At 52.8% G+C, this 19,174-nt stretch carries 19 protein-coding genes; 12 read left to right on the forward strand and 7 right to left on the reverse strand.

Annotation, left to right across the window (positions count from 1 at the left end):
* Window position 1 precedes the first annotated feature (1 nt).
* Genes OGV71_RS23550 through OGV71_RS23570 form a run of 5 tightly spaced genes read right to left on the reverse strand, consistent with a single transcriptional unit; the run spans window position 2 to window position 3,047 of the window.
* Entirely contained in the window at window positions 2–652 is a 651-nt protein-coding gene (locus tag OGV71_RS23550) for an ABC transporter ATP-binding protein (protein ID WP_071697481.1), read from the reverse strand.
* Window positions 646–1,323, reverse strand: coding sequence for an ABC transporter ATP-binding protein (locus tag OGV71_RS23555; protein WP_003846369.1), 678 nt, complete (start codon window positions 1,321–1,323; stop codon window positions 646–648). Before OGV71_RS23555 ends, OGV71_RS23550 begins: the two co-directional genes overlap by 7 nt.
* Window positions 1,311–2,018, reverse strand: a complete 708-nt coding sequence (locus OGV71_RS23560) for an energy-coupling factor transporter transmembrane component T (RefSeq protein ID WP_071697480.1) — start codon at window positions 2,016–2,018, stop codon at window positions 1,311–1,313. The genes OGV71_RS23555 and OGV71_RS23560 overlap by 13 nt, the downstream gene beginning before the upstream one ends.
* On the reverse strand, window positions 2,019–2,597 hold the full coding sequence (locus OGV71_RS23565; RefSeq protein WP_003027040.1) for an ECF transporter S component: 579 nt from the start codon (window positions 2,595–2,597) through the stop codon (window positions 2,019–2,021).
* Between the two features lie 24 nt (window positions 2,598–2,621).
* A complete protein-coding gene (locus OGV71_RS23570; protein ID WP_003027037.1) occupies window positions 2,622–3,047 on the reverse strand; it encodes a PPC domain-containing DNA-binding protein in 426 nt (141 codons plus the stop codon).
* A gap of 374 nt (window positions 3,048–3,421) precedes the next feature.
* Between OGV71_RS23570 and epd the strand changes: the two genes are divergently transcribed.
* The 3 genes from epd to fbaA all read left to right on the forward strand — a co-directional run bounded on the left by epd (window position 3,422) and on the right by fbaA (window position 6,821).
* On the forward strand, window positions 3,422–4,450 hold the full coding sequence (gene epd, locus OGV71_RS23575; protein WP_003027035.1) for an erythrose-4-phosphate dehydrogenase: 1,029 nt from the start codon (window positions 3,422–3,424) through the stop codon (window positions 4,448–4,450).
* A gap of 39 nt (window positions 4,451–4,489) precedes the next feature.
* Window positions 4,490–5,653 (forward strand): phosphoglycerate kinase, encoded by a 1,164-nt coding sequence (pgk, locus tag OGV71_RS23580; protein ID WP_003027032.1) that lies wholly within the window; start codon window positions 4,490–4,492, stop codon window positions 5,651–5,653.
* Window positions 5,654–5,741: 88 nt separating this feature from the next.
* Window positions 5,742–6,821: a class II fructose-bisphosphate aldolase gene (gene fbaA / locus OGV71_RS23585; protein ID WP_003027029.1), complete on the forward strand. Its 1,080-nt coding sequence runs from the start codon at window positions 5,742–5,744 to the stop codon at window positions 6,819–6,821.
* A gap of 56 nt (window positions 6,822–6,877) precedes the next feature.
* Here fbaA and OGV71_RS23590 read toward each other — a convergent pair whose 3' ends face one another.
* Window positions 6,878–7,783, reverse strand: coding sequence for a carbamate kinase (locus OGV71_RS23590; RefSeq protein WP_048232771.1), 906 nt, complete (start codon window positions 7,781–7,783; stop codon window positions 6,878–6,880).
* A 338-nt stretch (window positions 7,784–8,121) separates the two neighbouring features.
* On the opposite strand from OGV71_RS23590, the gene OGV71_RS23595 reads away from it, so the two are divergent.
* From OGV71_RS23595 to srsR, 9 genes are all read left to right on the forward strand, one after another.
* Window positions 8,122–9,345 (forward strand): MFS transporter, encoded by a 1,224-nt coding sequence (locus OGV71_RS23595; protein ID WP_115489258.1) that lies wholly within the window; start codon window positions 8,122–8,124, stop codon window positions 9,343–9,345.
* 13 nt (window positions 9,346–9,358) lie between these two features.
* Window positions 9,359–11,020 carry an acyl-CoA synthetase FdrA gene (locus OGV71_RS23600; RefSeq protein ID WP_286534103.1) on the forward strand — a complete coding sequence of 554 codons (1,662 nt, stop codon included), beginning with the start codon at window positions 9,359–9,361 and terminating at the stop codon, window positions 11,018–11,020.
* A gap of 16 nt (window positions 11,021–11,036) precedes the next feature.
* Window positions 11,037–12,299, forward strand: coding sequence for a YlbE family protein (locus OGV71_RS23605; protein WP_048232768.1), 1,263 nt, complete (start codon window positions 11,037–11,039; stop codon window positions 12,297–12,299).
* A gap of 38 nt (window positions 12,300–12,337) precedes the next feature.
* Window positions 12,338–13,210: an oxamate carbamoyltransferase subunit AllH family protein gene (locus OGV71_RS23610; RefSeq protein WP_071524481.1), complete on the forward strand. Its 873-nt coding sequence runs from the start codon at window positions 12,338–12,340 to the stop codon at window positions 13,208–13,210.
* Window positions 13,128–14,060: an HTH-type transcriptional activator AllS gene (allS, locus tag OGV71_RS23615; protein WP_003027010.1), complete on the forward strand. Its 933-nt coding sequence runs from the start codon at window positions 13,128–13,130 to the stop codon at window positions 14,058–14,060. Before OGV71_RS23610 ends, allS begins: the two co-directional genes overlap by 83 nt.
* Window positions 14,061–14,186: 126 nt before the next feature.
* Window positions 14,187–15,047: a small-conductance mechanosensitive channel MscS gene (locus OGV71_RS23620; RefSeq protein ID WP_032937416.1), complete on the forward strand. Its 861-nt coding sequence runs from the start codon at window positions 14,187–14,189 to the stop codon at window positions 15,045–15,047.
* Window positions 15,048–15,197: 150 nt separating this feature from the next.
* Window positions 15,198–15,833 (forward strand): arginine exporter ArgO, encoded by a 636-nt coding sequence (gene argO / locus OGV71_RS23625; protein WP_003027005.1) that lies wholly within the window; start codon window positions 15,198–15,200, stop codon window positions 15,831–15,833.
* A gap of 93 nt (window positions 15,834–15,926) precedes the next feature.
* A complete protein-coding gene (locus OGV71_RS23630) occupies window positions 15,927–16,673 on the forward strand; it encodes an oxidative stress defense protein (RefSeq protein WP_204583288.1) in 747 nt (248 codons plus the stop codon).
* A gap of 123 nt (window positions 16,674–16,796) precedes the next feature.
* Window positions 16,797–17,693 carry a LysR family transcriptional regulator SrsR gene (gene srsR / locus OGV71_RS23635; RefSeq protein ID WP_204583289.1) on the forward strand — a complete coding sequence of 299 codons (897 nt, stop codon included), beginning with the start codon at window positions 16,797–16,799 and terminating at the stop codon, window positions 17,691–17,693.
* Here srsR and scpC read toward each other — a convergent pair.
* Complete coding sequence (gene scpC / locus OGV71_RS23640; RefSeq protein WP_044700829.1) at window positions 17,690–19,156, reverse strand: succinyl-CoA:acetate CoA-transferase ScpC; 1,467 nt, start codon at window positions 19,154–19,156, stop codon at window positions 17,690–17,692. The genes srsR and scpC overlap by 4 nt on opposite strands.
* Window positions 19,157–19,174 lie beyond the last annotated feature (18 nt).

Here is a 19,174-nt window from a genome sequence, read left to right on the forward strand (position 1 = left end):
GTTACGTGCGTAGCTGACCTGCTTCAAGACGTACTATGCGCGAAAAATGGCGCTGCGTAAATGCAGCGTCATGACTGATCGCTACAACGCTGGTGCCACGTGTACGACACACTGCCAGCCAGTTTTCGAAGACGTCAAGCCAGTGTGCATCAAAGTCCCGGCTGGGCTCATCCAGCAGTAGAATAGCGGGTTTGAGGGCTTCCAGACTGGCGACGGCAACCATACGTCGTTGTGCAGTATGCAGATCGAGCGGGTGCGCGTCGGCGACATCCTCTAACTGACATAATTGCAGCGCCGCCATCGTGCGTTGCGCAATTTCAGTCGCCGGAAGCTTCTGTAGCCGTAATCCGAAGGCAACTTCCTCTGCAACCTTGCTGTGAAAGATTTGATTCTCCGCTTCCTGAAACAGTACGCCGAGCACCCTGGCGCGCTCCCGGTTTTTCAGTTGCGCAATAGCACGATTTTGAACGGTTATTGTGCCGGATGAGGGCGTCAGTAGCCCGGCCATGATGCGCAAAAGTGTGGATTTTCCTGCGCCATTATCGCCCGTTAGCGCCAGCCATTCCCCCTCCTGGAGTTCCAGCGAAATATTGCGTAAACAGTCATCGGCGGCGTTCGGCCAGCGATAGCTGATCTGGTTTAGCGTTAGCATAGTGATGACAATGCTCCGTCGCGCAGCTGCCATGCCTGCTGGCAGTAGCTGAGAAAAGGTGAAGGGTTGCGTTCGAAAAGTATCACCAAAGCATGCTGTTCCTGTGCCCACTGTTGCAGTCGCGCCAGCAGCATTGCCGTGGCTTGCGCCGTCAGGCGACTGAACGCTTCATCCAGAATCAATATTTTCGGCTGCATGGCGAGTGCGCTGGCAATGACTACCCGCTGGGTTTCCCCGCCGGAAAGGGTGCCGGGATGACGATGGCGCAGAGGCTGACATTCCGTCAGCGTAAGGGCGGCATCTATGCGCTGCATAATTTCAGTCTCGGTAAGGCAGAGATTTTCCGGGCCAAACGCCACTTCTTCCTCCACGCTGAAAGTACAACCTGAAAGCTGCAGGTAAGGTGACTGCTGCACAAGCTGGATGGTACTCGACTGCTCGACCAGCGATAGTTGCCCGATGGGATTACCCAGTAGCGTGCCTGTGCCCTCAATTTCTCCCGGAAGGAAGTCGGGGTACCAGCCAGCCATCAGCTGTGCCAGCGTACTTTTCCCGCTGCCGTTCTCACCAAAAATAGCCACCATACCAGGCCTGGCGTAATGGAAATCGTAACAGGCGGATGGCCGCATAGCGTGCGTCGGAATATAGCGAAACTGCTCTAACGTAACCATATCCAGATTCCTGTCTCAACTGCCATCAGAACCACCATACCGTAGCGGGCCAGACGTTGTAAGGTGCTGTCTGGCGGCGCCCATAGCGTGGTGCGAGTGCGATGCAGGCGAAATCCCCGCATATCGAGCGCTGCACCGCGAACGGCCAAGTCATTGAGCGCGTTATGGGTGAGCGGCACAATTAATGCCGGCATAGCGCGTAAACGTTGGTACCAGGACTCATCCAGCGGTACGCCGCGTGCGCGCTGAGCCTCGTGAATAATCGCCAATTGGTGTTTGAGCTGTTCAACCACCAGCAGCGGGCCTGCGAACAGATAGGCAACGCCTGGCGGCAGGCGTGAAGCAAACAGGGCGCGCATAAAACGCGCAACCGGCACGTACTGCATCCACATCTGCGATGTCGACACAATGGCCAGGATCCGCAGCCAGAGAGTAACGGCATCGACCCAGCGTTCTGGTACGCGCGGCTGCCCGCTAATCCACTCGGTAAGCCATCCGCCGTGTACCAGCCATAGCCCCAGTCCTAAGGGAATCATCAGCCAGAGTACGTATTTCGCCCGCGACCGCGTAGCCTTCATACATAGCAAACCGACAAATGTCGCGGCGCTGTACAAGCTGAGCGGCACTCCGGCTGGCAGCAGGAGCGTGGAGCAGGCGGCAAGCACCCATAGAGTTAACGACGTAAACGGATGCATTTAGCGCACGGCAGACATCGTAGGGAAATGGCGCGTGGTGCGCAGCGGAAGCTGTCGCAGCAGCACCCAGACGATGATTGCCGTGAGGATTTTATCGACCAGATTTGCACCGATGACGGTGATGGCGACGGACTCCACCAGGTTCTGACCGACCGAGTGCATCCAGGCGACAAAAAGATCCGCGCCGCTGCCAGTGACACCGCCGAACAGAGTCGTGCGAATCGGCACGGCAACGAGGGTCACGGCAAGCGTGATAATTACGCCGCTGACCACGACTTTGGGTAAGGTGCGAAACCATCCCGCCCGTGCCAGCCAACCGGCGACCAGTCCAATAACCATGGCGACGGGCGCAAAGGCGGCGGCGATCGGATCGGTCAGCAACCCCCACAACAGGTTAGTGAGTAATCCGGTTAGCATCCCCACAACCGGTCCTAACAGCACCGCGCTGATCAACGTGCCAATCGAGTCGAGAAAAATAGGTAATTTCAACATGCTGATAAGCTGCCCACCGACCATGTTGATGGCGATAGCAATGACAATAAGAACCAGAGACTGGCTGGAAAATTGGCGACGCGCCATAAAAGACCTCGTATAAGTGAATCGTTAGCGGGATGAAATAACCAGTTCGTCATAACCGGAAACGGCGCAGGGCTGACGGCTGAATGCCAGAGACGTCAACTCGCCAATCACCAGTTCCAGCGTGGTTCGCACGGTACAGCCCGGCATCATGTGTCCGCCCAGCATCGCGCCGTGTGGGTCAGCAACCGCCAGATGAAGATGCTCGCCGGTAAGTTCCAGCGTGCCGTTCAGAGAGATAATTTCCCACGTACCCGTAAGTAATGTGGTTTCTTCACGTCCGGCGAAGCGCAGAGCAATGTTGGTCAAACTGCCGGTGCAACCCGCTATCCAGGCTGCCTGTAGTTGATGCTGCTGGATAAAAGCGTGTAGCGCTGAAAAGACTTCTTGGCCCGGTAATAAACGCAGCGCATGAAAGCGAGCTTCAGATGGTTGGGGATAGAATGTTGCCATAGTTGAGGGACTCCGAGACTCGGACGTTGCGCTGATAATATAGACGCGGGTTAGGGAGCTTTCTGATATAAATCAGGATTTGTGACATGGCAACGAAATAATCTTGCTACGGTTATTCGTAATTCTGGAATATGGAATAAAAGTCGCGTTGAAGGACGTTAAAATGTGACGTAAGTCAGATAACTGTGTTCTGTTGCTGGACAATCATTCCTTTTATTCCGCGTTTCGCTTATTCTAGCTGAAGCGTTTCAGTCGATTAAATGTTCGACAATTAACCAATTAGTCGCAGTTTGCGACAGGTAAGGTTTCCCTGAGCGATTTGCTGCATTACTCTGTCTGCCACATCGTTTCTGAGAAATCCTTGCAGGAGACCTATGACCGTACGCGTAGCGATTAATGGTTTCGGTCGCATCGGACGCAACGTGGTTCGTGCTTTGTATGAATCCGGGCGTCGGGCGGAAATCACCGTGGTGGCAATCAACGAACTGGCGGATGCTGCAGGCATGGCGCATTTGTTGAAATATGACACCAGCCATGGGCGTTTTGCCTGGGATGTTCGTCAGGAACGAGACCAGCTCATCGTTGGCGATGACGCGATCCGCATTCTTCATGAGCGAACGCTCGATGCGCTTCCGTGGCGCGAACTGGGTGTCGACGTTGTGCTGGATTGTACGGGGGTCTTCGGCAGCCGCGAACACGGCGAGGCGCATATTGCCGCCGGCGCAAAGAAAGTGCTCTTTTCACATCCTGGTAGTCACGACATCGACGCAACCGTTGTGTTTGGCGTTAATCAGGATCAGCTGCGCGCTGAGCACCGGATCGTTTCCAATGCCTCCTGCACCACGAATTGCATAATACCCGTCATTAAATTGCTGGATGATGCTTACGGCATTGAGTCTGGTACCGTCACCACGATCCACTCCGCGATGCACGATCAGCAGGTTATTGATGCTTATCATCCTGACCTGCGCCGCACGCGAGCGGCCAGCCAGTCGATCATTCCGGTTGATACCAAACTGGCGGCGGGCATCACGCGAATTTTCCCGCAGTTTAACGATCGTTTTGAAGCGATAGCGGTGCGTGTACCGACCATAAATGTGACGGCGATCGACTTAAGCGTGACGGTGAAAAAACCAGTAAAAGCCAGTGAAGTCAACCAGTTGCTGCAAAAAGCAGCACAAGGTGCATTTCATGGTATAGTTGACTATACGGAATTACCGTTGGTCTCAGTAGATTTTAACCACGACCCGCACAGCGCCATCGTTGATGGTACGCAAACGCGCGTGAGTGGCGCTCACCTGATCAAAACGCTGGTCTGGTGTGATAATGAATGGGGCTTTGCTAACCGTATGCTCGACACGACGTTAGCGATGGCTGCTATTGGTTTCAGGCTCGACGCTTGAGCGTCGACAAAACTTTATGAATCAACGAGAGGATTCACCATGTCTGTAATTAAGATGACCGATCTGGATCTGGCTGGTAAACGCGTTTTTATCCGTGCGGACCTGAACGTACCAGTTAAAGAAGGGAAAGTAACCAGCGATGCGCGTATCCGTGCTTCCCTGCCGACCATCGAGCTGGCCCTGAAACAGGGTGCTAAAGTGATGGTAACTTCCCACCTGGGTCGTCCTACCGAAGGCGAGTACAACGAAGAATTCTCTCTGCTGCCGGTTGTTAACTACCTGAAAGACAAACTGTCTGCTCCGGTTCGCCTGGTAAAAGATTACCTGGACGGCGTTGAAGTCGCTGCTGGTGAACTGGTTGTTCTGGAAAACGTTCGCTTCAACAAAGGCGAGAAGAAAGACGACGAAGCGCTGTCCAAAAAATATGCTGCTCTGTGCGACGTATTCGTTATGGACGCTTTCGGTACTGCTCACCGTGCGCAGGCGTCTACTCACGGTATCGGTAAATTCGCCGATGTCGCTTGCGCAGGTCCGCTGCTCGCTGCCGAGCTGGATGCACTGGGTAAAGCACTGAAAGAACCTGCTCGTCCGATGGTTGCTATCGTTGGTGGTTCTAAAGTTTCTACCAAACTGACCGTTCTTGATTCTCTGTCAAAAATTGCTGACCAGCTGATTGTTGGCGGTGGTATCGCGAACACCTTCGTTGCTGCTCAAGGTCACAACGTGGGTAAATCCCTGTACGAAGCTGACCTGGTTGACGAAGCTAAGCGTCTGCTGACCACTTGCGACATCCCGGTTCCGACCGACGTTCGCGTAGCGACTGAATTCTCTGAAACCGCACCGGCTACCCTGAAATCCGTTAGCGATGTAAAAGAAGACGAGCAGATCCTGGATATCGGCGACGCTTCTGCACAGCAGCTGGCTGACATCCTGAAGAATGCGAAAACCATTCTGTGGAACGGCCCGGTTGGCGTGTTCGAATTCCCGAACTTCCGCAAAGGTACTGAAATCGTTGCTAATGCCATCGCAGACAGCGAAGCATTCTCTATCGCAGGCGGCGGTGACACCCTGGCAGCAATCGACCTGTTCGGCATTGCTGACAAAATCTCCTACATCTCTACTGGCGGCGGCGCGTTCCTCGAATTCGTGGAAGGCAAAGTACTGCCAGCAGTAGCCATGCTCGAAGAGCGTGCTAAAAAGTAAGAATTTAATGGGCAGGGAAACCTGCCCTTATTTTAGCGCGCTTTAGGGCGCGCGCCCTTTCCAAGGCCGAAGATACAGGACTCGTAAAATGTCTAAAATTTTTGATTTCGTAAAACCAGGCGTAATCACTGGTGATGACGTACAGAAAGTTTTCCAGGTAGCTAAAGAAAACAACTTTGCTCTGCCAGCTGTTAACTGCGTGGGTACCGACTCCATCAACGCCGTTTTGGAAACTGCTGCAAAAGTTAAAGCGCCGGTAATCGTACAATTCTCCAACGGTGGTGCTTCTTTCATCGCGGGTAAAGGCGTGAAGTCCGACGTTCCTCAGGGCGCTGCAATCCTGGGTGCTATCTCTGGCGCGCATCACGTTCACCAGATGGCTGAACACTACGGTGTTCCGGTTATCCTGCACACTGACCACTGCGCGAAGAAACTGCTGCCGTGGATCGACGGTCTGCTGGACGCGGGTGAAAAACACTTCGCAGCAACCGGCAAACCGCTGTTCTCTTCTCACATGATCGACCTGTCTGAAGAGTCTCTGGAAGAGAACATCGAAATCTGCTCCAAATACCTGGCGCGCATGTCCAAAATGGGCATGACTCTGGAAATCGAACTGGGTTGCACCGGTGGCGAAGAAGATGGCGTGGACAACAGCCACATGGACGCTTCTGCACTGTACACCCAGCCGGAAGACGTTGATTACGCATACACCGAGCTGAGCAAAATCAGCCCGCGTTTCACCATCGCAGCTTCCTTCGGTAACGTACACGGCGTTTACAAGCCGGGTAACGTCGTTCTGACCCCGACCATCCTGCGCGACTCTCAGGACTATGTTTCTAAGAAACATAACCTGCCGCACAACAGCCTGAACTTCGTCTTCCACGGCGGTTCCGGTTCTACTGCTCAGGAAATCAAAGACTCCGTAAGCTACGGCGTAGTGAAAATGAACATCGACACCGATACCCAATGGGCTACCTGGGAAGGCGTTCTGAACTACTACAAAGCAAACGAAGCTTACCTGCAGGGCCAGTTGGGTAACCCGAAAGGCGAAGATCAGCCGAACAAGAAATACTACGATCCGCGCGTATGGCTGCGTGCTGGTCAGGCAACCATGATCACCCGTCTGGAACAGGCTTTCAAAGAACTGAACGCGGTTGACGTTCTGTAATTCAGTCTGCTAATGACAAACAAGGCTTCCTCCGGGAAGCCTTTTTTCATCTCGGTTTACTTTGTCACGCAGGTGCCTTTTTCTCCGGCCAGAATTTGCGGGGCATCTTTCAGGGCGCCGATAAATGCCGCGTTCCCTGTCTGTTTGACAAATTGCATCACCGCCGCCGCTTTAGGCCCCATCGCACCATCAGGCGCGGCAAATGGCGTAAGTTCCTCAACGGTGGCATGTCGTAGCGCACGCGCCTGCGGTGTTCCCCAGTTTTCATAAACGGCATCGGCGTCCGTCAGAATCAGCAGATGGTCAGCGTTGATGGATTGTGCCAATACGGCAGCGGTCAAATCCTTATCAATGACCGCTTCGGTTCCCTGGTAACCATCACCCTGTGCAATAACCGGAATACCGCCACCGCCACAGCAAATAACCGTATGTCCCGCATCCATCAGCGTACGGATGGCGTCGCTATCGATAATTTTCAGCGGAGTCGGTGAGGGAACCACGCGGCGAATATATTGCCCATCGGTTTTCATCTGCCAGCCATAGCATGCTTCCAGCTCTGCCTGTTGATCCGGTTGATACACGGGGCCAATATACTTACCGGGAACTGAGAAGGCTTCGTCCTGCGGATCCACCTCAACCCGGGTCATCAGCATTGTGACGGGAGAGTTGCCCGCGGATGACGCCAGTTCCTGAGTAATAGCGAAACCGATCATTCCCTGGCTTTCCGCGACCAGAATATCCAGCGGCCAGGCTGGGGATTCTTTGTATGCTGCATTCTGTAGCGCCAGCAGGCCAACCTGAGGGCCGTTGCCATGAACAATGACCAACTGATAGTCACGGGCTAATTCGGCTGCCATCTCAGCAAATACCTGAATGCTCCGCCGCTGGTTTTCTGCGCTCAAAATTTCTCCGCGCTGTAATAACGCATTACCGCCAAGAGCAATGACAATTCTCTTTTTCATTGATGACCTCATTATGCAAATTATCTCGCGGTCAAAATAACGTTTTATTACCTTTATTATGTGATGGGAGCGACAAGTAAAATATCTACAAAAATAACTCGATAATTAATGATGATCTCAGTCTCTTTATTTAAATTGCTTTGAAAATGATTATTAGACTTTTTTTAATAATGCTGTGGTCAGTTCCCAGGGATTTATAACAATGGGTTTTGTGTGACTTTGTTCAAATGAAATATATTTTTACCCCGATAAGGTAGGCGCAGTTAAAACATCAAACCTCACGTATCGTGTCAGGTAACATGGGGTATTCAGCGGTAATTATTACCGGGAGATTGCTTATGTCTGGTTCATATGAAGTGGCTGAGGCCACAAAGAAAAAGGGAATACCGGCCTGGTGGGTCACCGTTTTCCTGTTCTGGCTCGGATGGATTTTTATGTACGCCGACCGTACGGTGCTCAATCCGGTGATGGGCGAATTAGAAAAGGAATTTGGTTTAAGCGGCACACAGTTAGGTATTCTTAATTCCGTGTTCTATTTTTCTTATGCTTTGCTTCAGGTTCCAGCCGGAATTCTGGGCGACAAAATTGGTAAGAAAAAAGTACTGGTTCCAGGATTTATTCTATTTGGTGTTTTCACCGCGGTTACTGGTTGGGCGAAAAGCTGGTATACGTTGCTATTTGCCCGTGTGGTAACGGGGGCTGGTGAAGGAACCTACTACGGTCCGCAATACGGTCTCTCTTCCGAGCAGATCCCGAAGAAATATCGTTCTCTTGGCAGTGCGATCATCAACAGTGGTATGGCCTTTGGTATTGCGTTGGGTTTGATGACCTCAAGCTGGCTGGTATACGATCAAGGTCATTCGTGGCGCATGCCATTTTATGCGATGGCAGTTCCCTCGGTGTTGGTTGGGGTGGCGATCTGGTTATTCGTAAAAGAGAAGAAACGTACCGCAGATGTTGATGGCGTGCCGGTGAAAAAAGGTAAGTTCAGTGACCTGCTTAAAAATCGTAACTTAATTATTACTTATATAATGGTGTTCTGTAGCCTGTTCGGTTTCTTCGTGATCCTGACTTGGCTTCCCTATTATTTGCAAAATGAACGTGGTATTGCCGGCAGCGAAACCGGGTTTATTTCTTCGCTGGTGGCCTGGATTTCAATTCCCGGAGCGCTGTTATTCTCCAGCCTTTCTGACAAATTAGGCAAGCGAAAACCATTAATTATGTTTCTGGTGCCGGTAGCGATTATCAGCATGCTGTCAATTATTTGGATGCCGAATATGACAGGGGTAATCATTGCACTGTGTGTCTATGGTCTGGTGGGTAAACTGGCACTGGATCCGGTACTGGTCGCTCTGGTTGCCGACAGTGTGGATGAAAATAATTACAGTACTGCATTTGGTTTATTTAACTTCATCGGCATGAGCTCATCTATTTTGGCCCCCATTATTGCCGGCGCGGCACGTGATATGACCGGAAGCCTGGCTTCCAGTTTCTATGTTTCAGCCGTTCTGCTGGCTATCGGTTTAGTTGCAATGCTGTTTTTAAAAGAAAAACGCACATAAAGAGGTAGCGGTAATGATTTACGCCTTTATTAAAAAGGGAAGTTTTCAGGATTCCGTCAGCCTGATGATCATTTCCCGAAAACTTAGTGAACGCCCGGAAGTTGATCAGGTTTCAGTCATGATGGGAACGCCAGCCAATAAATCGATGCTGGATTCCACAGGGTTCTGGCACGACGACTTTGCTGACGCCACCCCAAACGATATTTGCGTCGCGGTCCGAACTGAAGGCGAAGAGCCTGGGATAATGGATTTGATCCGTGAGCAACTGGAAAAAGAGCTGAACGCGATTGCCAGTGCGTCTGGGAGCTCGCATCAACTGGTTAAAGCACGCCGCTTCGAAAGTGCGTGTCAGAAATTGCCTCAGGCTAATCTGTTGCTGGTTTCGGTCGCAGGGGAGTATGCCGCGTCCGTTGCCAGAGAGGGGCTGCTGGCCAACAAAAACGTGATGCTCTTTTCCGATAACGTACCGCTGGAACAAGAAGTTGAGCTGAAAACGCTGGCACGCGAGCGTGGGCTTCTCGTCATGGGGCCAGACTGCGGAACGGCGATGATAGCCGGCAGCCCATTAGCTTTCGCTAACGTACTCCCTGAAGGTGGGATTGGCGTGATTGGCGCGTCAGGTACTGGGATTCAGGAAATTACTTCGCAGATTGCGCTACACCAGCAGGGTGTGAGTCACGCTATCGGTCTGGGTGGTCGCGACCTGAGTGCCGATGTTGGTGGTATCAGCGCATTGACTGCGCTGGATATGCTGGCTACGGATGATGCCACGCAGGTGATTGCGTTTGTCTCCAAACCGCCGTCGCCGCAGGTGCGAACCCGCATTATTGCCGCAATGCAAAACGTCGGTAAACCGGTTGTCGCACTGTTTCTGGGAAGCAAGCCGGAGCAGCGTCGCGAAGGTAACGTTTGGTTGGCGAATTCACTCTCTGATGCTGCGCAACTGGCGGTATTGCTGATGCGTGTGGCGCAGCAGAGACAGATTCAACCGGAAGTAGCAGGTAAAGGTATTTATGGCCTTTATGCTGGCGGCACGCTGGCAGCTGAAGCCGCTATGTTGCTCTCTGCCGGGCTGGGAGTACCCGTTAGCGAAAGCCACGACCAGGGAGTGATGCTGGAAGGCGGAGGCCATCGCATTGTCGACCTCGGGGACGACAGCTACACCCTGGGCAGACCGCATCCGATGATTGACCCGACGACTCGCAGTATTGAGATCGAAAAACTGGCCGCGTTGCCGGATGTGGGCGTACTGCTTCTGGATGTGGTGCTGGGCTATGGCGCTTGTGCTGACCCGGCTGGAGCGGTTGTTGAGGCGGTAGAGTCGGTGCGAGCCAAACGTGCCGCCCCGCTGGTGGTGATTGCCACTCTGACCGGAACCGATGCCGATCCGCAGGGGCGCTGTGGGCAGACGGAGATACTTCGCGAGGCTGGGATAGCGGTGGTAGAAACGCTGGAAGAGGCAGTTTTACTCGCCGTCAACCTGACACATCACCAGGAACGTAGCATCCCGGCATCCCATAGCGCACTCCTTGACGGCGTACAGGTCATTAACGCCGGATTACGCAGCTTTGCGCTGGATCTGCAAAGCAGCGGTACGCCGGTTGTGCATTATCAGTGGGCGCCTGTTGCCGGTGGAAACGCCCGTCTTGCCAGTTTACTCAAACAGTTACACTAAGTTCAGAGGTACGGATATGTATTCATCTATTGCACAGGCCAACGAAGCCATTATCGAACGAATTAAAGCCGCGCGTCCCCACTGGGTTGCTGTGCGCCCTGCAAAAGAAGCGGTGGCCGAATTGTCTTCTGGACGCAAATTATTGCACGCTGGTCCGCCGATCGCCTGGGAAGAGATGACCGGCCCAATGCGCGGAGCCTGCATTGGCGCATCATTGTTTGAAGGCTGGGCGGTGACGGAAGAAGATGCCGTGCGGATGCTGGAGCAGGGTGAAGTTGATTTTATCCCCTGCCATCACGTTGGCGCGGTAGGTCCGATGGGAGGAATCACCTCCGCTAATATGCCGGTGCTGGTGGTGCGCGACGTTGTGCATGGTAACCAGTCCTGCTGCAACCTCAATGAAGGTATTGGCAAAGTGATGCGTTTTGGCGCCTACGGTGATGACGTGCAAAAGCGCTTGCGCTGGATGCGCGACACGCTGGCGCCAGTACTACAGGAAGCGCTCTCGCAGATGGAAAACGGCGTCGATCTGACGGCAATGATGGCGCAGGCCATCACCATGGGCGATGAGTTCCACCAGCGTAATATTGCCGCCTCTTCTCTGTTACTGCGTACACTCTCTCCGGTGATCGCTGGCCTGGATCGACCGAAGACGGAAATCATTGAAGTGCTGCAATTCCTGAGCGTCACTGACCAGTTCTTCCTCAACCTGGCGATGGCCTACAGTAAAGCTGTGATGGATGCCGCGGCGGAAATTAAGGCAGGCTCGGTGGTCACCGCTATGACGCGTAATGGTCGTGATTTCGGCATTCGCGTGAGCGGAACCGGCGATCGCTGGTTTACCGCGCCGGTAAATACGCCGCAGGGTTTGTTCTTTACCGGCTATAGCCAGGCTGATGCGAATCCGGATATCGGCGACAGCGCCATCACGGAAACATTAGGGATTGGCGGTGCGGCAATGATTGCGGCGCCGGGCGTAACGCGCTTCGTCGGCGCGGGTGGTATGGGCGCGGCGCTGGAAACCTCAGAAGAGATGGCGGAGATTTATCTTGCCAACAACCCGCTGTTTCAGATCCCCTCATGGGATTTCAAAGGGGCATGTCTGGGGCTGGATGTCCGCCGTGTAGTCGAAACAGGGATTACGCCACTGATTAACACCGGCATCGCACATAAAGATGCGGGGATTGGTCAGGTGGGGGCGGGAACCGTACGCGCACCGCTGCTCTGTTTTGAAAAAGCGCTTGAAGCTCTGGCCGAACTACATCACATCACCGCCTGATATTGAAGGGGCGGCAAAACCGCCCCTGAGTATTACTAATGAAGACAATTTATGCTCTAGCCTGCGCCGGGTTTTATCGGCTTCCCGATGGCGAATGGAGACGGCATAGCCGTTTTTCGCAGGCGATTAACTTTTGGCGTCCTGAGGGGGAGTTATTGACGTTGCTTCGCCACGGAAAAGGGATGGGGCCGACAGCCGTATTGCTGAGTACCGCGCAGTTTCCCCACGTGGCCCAGATTGAATGGCTAAGCAAACAAGGAAATATCCTGCGAGGGAGAAACATCACAATTTGCCCGCGTCGCATACTGCAATTGCCAATGAACTCCATCGCCATTGCCCCTGTCGACCTCTCTTTTTGTACGCAACACAGTGGCCTCTGTGGAGCGCTAAATCAACCGCTTCACACGATGTCGCACTATTCTGAGATTATTAAGCAGCTTGATTGTTGGTATTGCGGCATGACCCCCGACTGGAGCTGGCTGATCGGATGTGGACCTGGGCTGACGCCTAGCGGTGATGACATGCTGACTGGCATGCTGGCCGTACTGTATGCCGCAGGGTTTTCTGAGCAACTTCAGTATTTTTTACCTCCGGGGGCTCAGCTGGCAAAACTCACTACATCAGTAAGTTGCAGCTATTTGAACAGCGCCAGAGTGGGAGAGTTTTCTACATCAGTGCAGAAGGTCATACGCGGTTTACAACCGGGGCGTGAGTCTTATTTTGCAATTGCGCATCTGCTTGCTGTTGGTCATACCTCGGGAGCAGATATATTGCTAGGGATAGCAATAGCTCAACAGTGGTTACAGAGGAACGATCCAAGGAGAATGCATGCTCGATCAGGAAACAATACGCACTTTTATTTGGGTTGCAGAGACGGAGAGTTTTTCCCGCGCAGCCAGCTCACTCCATAAAACGCCAGCGGCGATCAGCTATCGTATCAAAACGCTTGAGGAGCAGGTGGGGACTCAGCTCTTCATGCGCACCACGCGCACTGTCAGCCTGACGTTGGCCGGACAGCATTTGCTTGAGCATTGTCGACAGTGGCTCAACTGGCTGGATGCTATGCCGGATGAACTTCAGCAAATCAATGCGGGCGTTGAAAGGCAGGTGAATATTGTAATCAATAATTTGCTATATCAGCCGCAAACCACAGCGGATTTGCTGACCTGGCTGCATCAACAATTCCCCTTTACCCGATTCCAGATTTCCCGGCAGGTGTATATGGGCGTCTGGGATTCACTGTTGTATGACGATTTCCAGTTAGCGATTGGCGTTACCGGTTCGGAGTCGCTATCCAATAATATTTCTCTGTTGCCGCTCGGTGATATCAGCTGGCAGTTTGTGGTGGCGCAGAATCATCCTTTGGCTCTCCACCCCGCGTCTGTACTGTCAGATGATATGCTACGTCGATACCCAGCGATTAATATTGAAGATACCTCACGTACCCTCACGCGTCGGGTCGCCTGGTTGCTTAGTGGACAAAAGGAGATAAAAGTCCCAGATCTTAGCACCAAGCTGGCCTGTCATTTAAGCGGCCTTGGCGTCGGTTTTTTACCGGAGAGGATGTGTCGTCCTTATGTTGAGTCTGGAGCATTGGTTGCCCGTGAGGTCATCAATCCACGCCAACCGTCACCGCTCTCTATCGCCTGGAAGAATGCAGGTAGCGGAAAGGTGGTCAGTGAAATTGCCGAAATCTTTAAGCAGAAAGATTCACTGGTCAGCGGGTTCTTGCGGATGATTGATCAACCAACCGAGCATTGAATTTACGAATGCTTTTATTGGATTATGTTGAAAAATGGCATGTTCGGTCTTTTTTGTTTACCTTTAGTACAGTGTTTTTGTGAGAATGATCTCATGAATTTTTTTGACATGACCAAGGAATACTAAATGGAAGATTTGAATGTTGTCGACAGCATAAACGGTGCGGGCACCTGGCTGGTGCGCAACCAGGAACTGCTGTTGAGCTATGCCGTCAACATCGTTGCGGCCATCGCGATTGTCATTATCGGTATGATCGTGGCGCGCATTGTATCAAATACCGTTAACCGCCTGATGCTGGCGCGTAAAATTGATGCCACTGTTGCCGACTTCCTCTCTGCACTGGTGCGTTACGGTATTATCGCTTTCACGCTGATTGCCGCTCTGGGCCGCGTTGGGGTGCAAACAGCCTCCGTGATCGCCGTTCTCGGTGCCGCAGGTTTAGCCGTCGGTCTGGCGCTGCAAGGTTCGCTGTCCAACCTCGCCGCAGGTGTCCTGCTGGTAATGTTCCGTCCGTTCCGTGCGGGTGAGTATGTCGATCTCGGCGGCGTGGCTGGAACCGTGCTCAACGTGCAGATTTTCTCTACCACCATGCGTACCGTGGATGGCAAGATTGTTGTGATCCCAAACGGCAAAATCATCGCCGGGAACATCATTAACTTCTCTCGTGAGCCGGTTCGACGTAACGAATTTATTATCGGTGTGGCTTACGACTCCGATATCGATCTGGTGAAAAAAATCCTCACCGATATCATTCAGTCGGAAGATCGCATTCTTAAAGACCGTGAAATGACGGTACGCCTGAATGAGCTGGGGGCTTCCTCAATTAATTTTGTGGTACGCGTCTGGAGCAACAGCAGCGATCTGCAAAGCGTCTACTGGGATGTGCTGGAACGCATTAAGCGCGAGTTCGATGCCAACGGCATCAGCTTCCCGTATCCGCAGATGGATGTGAACTTCAAGCGTGTGAAAGAGCGCGCGGCAGAGTAATTACGCGCCCGGAGGCGCTATCGCTTTCCGGGCCGATAAAAACTTTCTTTCCATTAATTTCCCTAATCTACGATTAAAATTATCCATTTCCGCTAATGTTTTCCCCGCGCTATAGTCTGCTCCTAAGAGAAACAGTTCGGGATGATTAACGTGTTATCGTATTACTTTCAAGGGCTTGCACTTGGTGCGGCCATGATTCTTCCGCTTGGTCCGCAAAACGCCTTCGTGATGAACCAGGGCATTCGCCGCCAGTATCACATCATGATTGCTTTACTCTGTGCTATCAGCGATTTAGTGCTGATTTGTGCGGGGATCTTTGGCGGTAGCGCCTTGTTGATGCAGTCACCATGGCTGATGGCGCTGGTCACCTGGGGTGGGGTGGCTTTTTTACTCTGGTACGGTTTCGGGGCGTTAAAAACGGCGATGAGCAGTAACCTGGAACTGGCCAGTGCCGAGGTGATGAAGCAGGGGCGCTGGAAAATCATCGCCACCATGCTGGCGGTGACATGGCTCAATCCCCATGTTTACCTGGATACCTTTGTGGTGCTGGGGAGTCTGGGGGGGCAGCTGGACGTTGAGCCGAAGCGCTGGTTTGCGCTGGGAACCGTCAGCGCTTCGTTCCTGTGGTTCTTCGGTCTGGCATTGTTGGCGGCCTGGCTGGCTCCGCGTCTGCGCACTGCTAAAGCGCAGCGCATCATCAATACGCTGGTAGGATTAGTGATGTGGTTTATTGCTTTTCAACTGGCAAAAGAAGGTGTTGCGCACGTTCATGCGTTGTTCAACTAAGTGTTGTCTGATGGACAACGCAGCGAGATCGTCTAAGCTTGCCTGCATGTGCCCTGAGTTTCGGGGTAATTATTGAAACATGGAGGAACGACCGTGAAGTTCAAAATAATGGCCCTGGCGGCATTAGTCGGATTCAGCGCACTATCGGTACAGGCAAATGAGTTGCCAAATGGACCGCACATCGTGACTTCCGGAACAGCAAGCGTGGATGCGACACCAGACATCGCTACGCTGGCAATTGAAGTGAACGTTGCTGCCAAGGATGCGGCTTCAGCGAAGAAGCAGGCCGATGAGCGCGTGGCGCAATATCTGTCCTTCCTTGAACAGAACCAGATAGCGAAGAAAGACATTAGCGCTGCAAACCTGCGTACCCAGCCGGATTACGACTACCAGAACGGTAAAAGTATCCTCAAAGGGTATCGTGCGGTGCGCACCGTTGAAGTCACGCTGCGCCAGCTGGACAAACTTAACGCTCTGCTCGATGGCGCGCTGAAGGCTGGTCTGAATGAGATCCGTTCGGTATCGCTTGGTGTTGCCCAACCGGATGCTTACAAAGATAAAGCGCGTAAAGCGGCAATTGATGATGCTATTCATCAGGCAGAACAACTGGCTGCGGGCTTCAATAGCAAACTTGGCCCGGTGTACAGCGTGCGCTACCACGTTTCCAATTATCAGCCGAGCCCGATGGTACGGATGATGAAAGCCGATGCCGCACCTGCTGCTTCTGCTCAGGAAACCTACGAACAGCCGGTTATTCAGTTTGACGATCAGGTTGATGTCGTCTTCCAGATTGAGCCGACGGCGAGGCAACCAGCTGCAACGCCAGCCAAAACTCAGTAATTGTTGCAGACCCGGCTTTCCAGCCGGGTTTTTTCTGTGAGCAACTGTAAAAATGAGACTTCACATCCGGTCTTTTTTTTCGCCGTAATGAGGATAGGCCATAGCGATTTTTAAGGGGACGCTATGGATATTTTTATCTCGAAAAAGATGCGTAATTTCATTCTGCTAGCGCAAACCAATAACATCGCCAGAGCGGCAGAAAAAATACATATGACCGCATCGCCCTTCGGTAAAAGCATTGCTGCACTGGAAGATCAAATCGGCTATACGCTGTTTACCCGCAAAGATAACAACATCAGCCTGAATAAAGCAGGACAAGAGCTGTATCAGAAGCTGTTTCCCGTTTATCAGCGCCTCTCTGCCATTGATAACGAAATCCATAACGCCTCTCGCCGCTCGCGGGAAATTGTTATCGGCATCGACAATACCTACCCAACGATTATTTTTGACCAGTTGATTAGCCTTGGTGACAAGTATGACGGTGTGACGGCTCAGGCCGTTGAATTCAGCGAGAATGGGGTGATTGATAACCTGTTCGATCGCAAACTGGATTTTATTATCTCGCCGCAGCACGTTTCCCCCCGCGTGCAGGAGCTGGAAAATCTGGCGATCAGCGAACTGCCTCCGCTGCGTTTGGGGTTTCTCGTTTCCCGGCGCTATGAAGAAAAACAGCCGCAGGATCTGCTGCGCGAGCTGCCCTGGCTGCAAATGCGCTTCCAGAATCGCGCCAACTTTGAGGCGATGCTGGATGCATACATGCGACCCTGCGGGATCAACCCGACGATTATCTACCGTCCATACAGCTTTATGGCCAAGATTAGCGCTGTGGAGCGCGGGCAGTTTTTGACGGTGATCCCTCACTTCGCCTGGCGGCTGGTGAACCCGTCGACGCTGAAATATTTCGACGCGCCCGGCAGTCCCATGTATATGCAGGAGTTTCTCTATTCGCTGAAAAATCATCGCTATACCGCCACCATGCTCCAGAATATTGCTGAAGATCGTGACGGTAGTGCAAGTTAACCTAGCATCGAGCCTGTTTCGAGAAGGTTGCGATGCAGATCGAACGCATGGCTGAGATCGTGATGGATATGCCCGCCGGGCGCTTTCTCCAGATAGCGGTGCAAGTAATCTCTGTAAAGCGGATGCGCACAGTTATTGATAATTGTGTGCGCCCGCTGCATCGGAGATAACCCACGCAGATCGGCAATCCCTTGTTCGGTCACGATCACTTTAACGCTATGTTCGCTGTGGTCGACATGGCTGCACATCGGTACGATGGTTGAGATTTTCCCGCCTTTGGCAATCGACGGCGCCATAAAGATAGACAGGTAGGCGTTGCGCTCGAAATCTCCGCTGCCGCCGATGCCGTTCATCAGGTTCACCCCCGCAACGTGCGTGGAATTGGCATGACCGTAGATATCAAACTCCAGACCGACGTTGAGCGCAATGACTCCCAGCCGACGAATGATTTCCGGATTATTGGAGATCTCCTGCGGGCGCAACACAATCCGGCTGGCGAAGAAGTCCATGTTGTCGTAAATCTTCTGTAGCGACGGGGCTGAAATGGTCAGGCTGGAGGCGCTGGCACCAGTTATCTTGCCCGTTTCCAGCAGATGCACCACCGACTCCTGCAACACCTCCGAATACATCATAAAGGGCGGGATATCCGGGTTCTCGCCCAGTCGAGCCATTACCGCGTTGTTGATATTGCCCACCCCGCTTTGTAAGGGCAGAAACTCAGCTGGAATGCGTTTGTGCGCCATTTCTGCCAGCAGAAAAGAGACTACGTTATCGGCAATTTGTTGGCTGACCGGATTGGTTTTATCCGATGCATTTCCTGCATCGGGCAGTTCGGTATCCACCACCGCAACCACCTTTTTGGGGTCTATCTGTACGCACTGACTGCCTACGCGATCCATGGTATGAAAAATGGGTACGCTGTTACGCCGCGGCGGCGCACCGGGTATCACGATGTCGGCAAACTCCGCCACACGCGGATTATGGTAATGATTCAATTCAATGATCACTTTTTTCGCCCGCAGCAGCCAGGTGGGGGCATTACCGATACCGCTGGACAGCCAAATCCGGCCATCCGGCGCGATGGCTGAGGCTTCAATGACGGCAACATCGATCTCGCCAAAAAAGCCGTAATTAACCATTTGCGCCACTTCGCTCAAATGGAGATCGACAAACCTCACCTGGCCCTGATTAATTTTCTCGCGCAGGCCCGATGACGTTTGATAAGGCGCACGCCAGGAAACGGCATCCGCCGCGGATAGTACATCATCAGCGGCGGCGCCAATTGATGCTCCGGTCAGCAGGCGGATCTGAAAAGGCTGTCCGTTCTGATGCTGTTCGCAGGCGCGTTGGGCAATTGCGGTGGGTAACGCTTTTGGCGAACCCGCGGGGGTAAAGCCGCTAAACGCCACCATATCATCGTGCTGGATAATTTCTGCCGCCTGTTCGGCGCTCATCCGTTTCATGGCCGTCTCCTTCCTCAG

The sequence above is a fragment of the Citrobacter sp. Cf088 genome (genome assembly GCF_030334295.1).
Lineage (GTDB): Bacteria > Pseudomonadota > Gammaproteobacteria > Enterobacterales > Enterobacteriaceae > Citrobacter > Citrobacter freundii.

What these genes read in the sequence shown, in the direction of transcription:
- OGV71_RS23550 (WP_071697481.1), bottom strand. Translation starts at nt 652, where the DNA reads ATGCTAACGCTAAACCAGATCAGCTATCGCTGGCCGAACGCCGCCGAT.
- OGV71_RS23555 (WP_003846369.1), bottom strand. Translation starts at nt 1,323, where the DNA reads ATGGTTACGTTAGAGCAGTTTCGCTATATTCCGACGCACGCTATGCGG.
- OGV71_RS23560 (WP_071697480.1), bottom strand. Translation starts at nt 2,018, where the DNA reads ATGCATCCGTTTACGTCGTTAACTCTATGGGTGCTTGCCGCCTGCTCC.
- OGV71_RS23565 (WP_003027040.1), bottom strand. Translation starts at nt 2,597, where the DNA reads ATGGCGCGTCGCCAATTTTCCAGCCAGTCTCTGGTTCTTATTGTCATT.
- OGV71_RS23570 (WP_003027037.1), bottom strand. Translation starts at nt 3,047, where the DNA reads ATGGCAACATTCTATCCCCAACCATCTGAAGCTCGCTTTCATGCGCTG.
- epd (WP_003027035.1), top strand. Translation starts at nt 3,422, where the DNA reads ATGACCGTACGCGTAGCGATTAATGGTTTCGGTCGCATCGGACGCAAC.
- pgk (WP_003027032.1), top strand. Translation starts at nt 4,490, where the DNA reads ATGTCTGTAATTAAGATGACCGATCTGGATCTGGCTGGTAAACGCGTT.
- fbaA (WP_003027029.1), top strand. Translation starts at nt 5,742, where the DNA reads ATGTCTAAAATTTTTGATTTCGTAAAACCAGGCGTAATCACTGGTGAT.
- OGV71_RS23590 (WP_048232771.1), bottom strand. Translation starts at nt 7,783, where the DNA reads ATGAAAAAGAGAATTGTCATTGCTCTTGGCGGTAATGCGTTATTACAG.
- OGV71_RS23595 (WP_115489258.1), top strand. Translation starts at nt 8,122, where the DNA reads ATGTCTGGTTCATATGAAGTGGCTGAGGCCACAAAGAAAAAGGGAATA.
- OGV71_RS23600 (WP_286534103.1), top strand. Translation starts at nt 9,359, where the DNA reads ATGATTTACGCCTTTATTAAAAAGGGAAGTTTTCAGGATTCCGTCAGC.
- OGV71_RS23605 (WP_048232768.1), top strand. Translation starts at nt 11,037, where the DNA reads ATGTATTCATCTATTGCACAGGCCAACGAAGCCATTATCGAACGAATT.
- OGV71_RS23610 (WP_071524481.1), top strand. Translation starts at nt 12,338, where the DNA reads ATGAAGACAATTTATGCTCTAGCCTGCGCCGGGTTTTATCGGCTTCCC.
- allS (WP_003027010.1), top strand. Translation starts at nt 13,128, where the DNA reads ATGCTCGATCAGGAAACAATACGCACTTTTATTTGGGTTGCAGAGACG.
- OGV71_RS23620 (WP_032937416.1), top strand. Translation starts at nt 14,187, where the DNA reads ATGGAAGATTTGAATGTTGTCGACAGCATAAACGGTGCGGGCACCTGG.
- srsR (WP_204583289.1), top strand. Translation starts at nt 16,797, where the DNA reads ATGGATATTTTTATCTCGAAAAAGATGCGTAATTTCATTCTGCTAGCG.
- scpC (WP_044700829.1), bottom strand. Translation starts at nt 19,156, where the DNA reads ATGAAACGGATGAGCGCCGAACAGGCGGCAGAAATTATCCAGCACGAT.